Raw genomic sequence first — 1,063 nt, forward strand, 5'->3', positions numbered from 1 at the left:
CTATTGCACCACCTATTGCACCACCTATTGCACCACCTATTGCACCACCTATTGGACCACCTATTGGACCACCCATTTCATTGTCATCTACTTTCTCAAACGCCAAGTCTTTTTTTCTGCGAATAACGGTTACGAAGCCATCTGTCATTTTAAATTCCGGCTCCAACAGTCCGTATTCCAAGCAGTGTGTGGTCATATCTTGAATGCCGGTACCCATCCGTTCTATGTAGCGGGCAAGGTAGAAGGCTTCGGCTATCAGTGGATTTCGCGGATAAGAAGAATGGTCTTGCTTCAGAGTTTCGACAGAAAGTGTGGACGGCAATTGTCCCGGATTGCGAATTTCGAGACGGTCGGCAAAAAGCATGACTTGCACGCTTGCTGTACTGTCATAGTCGCGATGCGCCACCGCATTGACTATCGCCTCTTCTATCACTTCCGGCGGTATTTCGTAAGCCGTGGGAACCATTGCGCTTTGGCTGCGAGTGCCCACAGCCAAATCTATTTTTGATAAGACAAAATTGACTGCCTGGTCAACCAACTCAAATAGATTGCCCTTATACACCTGGTAGAAAGGGATGGGCTTTTCAACCCTCGTCCCATGAAAATGGGCGCATTTTATTTCTGAAGAAAGAAAAAATCGCTGCGGATGGGTTCCAAAAAGCAATAGAGCGGCATTCGATAATTTATTGTCTTGCAACAAATTAAGATGCGTGAGCAATTTCTTTTTCGTTGTACCCACTTCCAAGGGGAGATTTCGTTCCGCCCGTGCCCGCTCTATAAACCATGCCGTTTTTTCGTCCGATATATCCGATAAAGAGGCATCCCTGTTTGGACTTTTATCGAATGGCTCCACGCGCAATTCGCCTTTGTCAACCAAAAACGCGATTAGGCTCGAATAAACATCACTTAAAAGTTCTGGAGCGGACGAAAATTGGCAGTAAATCAGTTCGTCGGACAATCTATTGACCAATAAATTCATCTTGGGATGCCGAGCCGATTCCTCTACATCCAACAAAAAAACTAAGCGAAATTTTTTGTTGATGCTTGCCATGTCAAATTCCCG

Annotated in this window: 1 protein-coding gene; it reads right to left on the reverse strand. The window is 45.5% G+C overall.

The window, feature by feature from the left end:
- A partial coding sequence (locus tag ASC50_RS01085; protein WP_226995310.1) for an ATP-binding protein occupies positions 1 to 1,015 on the reverse strand: 1,015 nt, incomplete at its 3' end.
- Between the last annotated feature and the right edge of the window lie 48 nt (positions 1,016 to 1,063).

It is taken from the genome of Candidatus Symbiothrix dinenymphae (assembly GCF_001431085.1).